The organism is Imperialibacter sp. (assembly GCF_040222385.1).
GTDB lineage: Bacteria > Bacteroidota > Bacteroidia > Cytophagales > Cyclobacteriaceae > Imperialibacter.
On record NZ_JAVKDF010000047.1, the window covers coordinates 1 to 801 of the forward strand.

The window sequence follows — 801 nt, forward strand, 5'->3', positions numbered from 1 at the left end:
CCTAACGACTAGCTATCGTGCGTGGGGGTTTTTAATGCAGTTCAGTTCCCGCTAGCACTTAGCCACTCAACTGATAAATTTATACTTTGTGGCGGACAATCCAAGCCTGCCGTCGCTTCCTTACCTCTGAGCCCCCATGCATGATAGGTTTGTGTTGGCGGTTTTTCTGTCCGTCAGAAAGCATAAAAAAGGCCTCCAATAAGAAGTCCGATTCCGAGAATCAGTGCTTGGATATTAGCAGATTTGGAAGATTCACTATAAGAACTGTTGGCTGGCTTATTTGTGGCTCCGTAGATGATTAGCAGAAGTCCGACCAATGAAATTAAGATACCTAGTATGATGTCAAAAGATGCCTCCATTAGTTCACTAGCTTCATCCACCAGTTCCCTACGTTGTACATATCGTCAAAAGCGTCCTGAAGGCCATCTCGTTCTTGGTCTTCGTGAATCTCCCAGGTTCCTTGGAAACTGTTCTCATTTTCGTTGAAAGTCCCGGAGTAATGAATGTCTGGGTGCTCAATTGAATTGTCTCCGAAATATTCACCAGATTCCACAAAGACAAGTCTATTATACTTCTTGATGAAACTGATAAAACCATCGTCATGGAATCCTGAGATATTAGAAGGCTCGTCGGATAAGGTCAAATCTTGTGCCGTTCCGGTCAGTTCGCCGTCTCTATCCATCAGTTCTAAGGTAAAAGCATGATACTCAACCTCAGGCTGCTCGTCTGAGCCGATGTTAACTGAATACTCGCCTTCCCATTTGCCAGTTAGATTTGCCATTCCGTGAAATTACCGCCAAC

Annotated in this window: 1 protein-coding gene; it reads right to left on the reverse strand. The window is 44.4% G+C overall.

The window, feature by feature from the left end; all coding sequences use genetic code 11:
• Nucleotides 1-358: 358 nt before the first annotated feature.
• Nucleotides 359-781: a hypothetical protein gene (locus RIG68_RS23330; RefSeq protein ID WP_350128053.1), complete on the reverse strand. Its 423-nt coding sequence runs from the start codon at nucleotides 779-781 to the stop codon at nucleotides 359-361.
• Nucleotides 782-801: the final 20 nt, after the last annotated feature.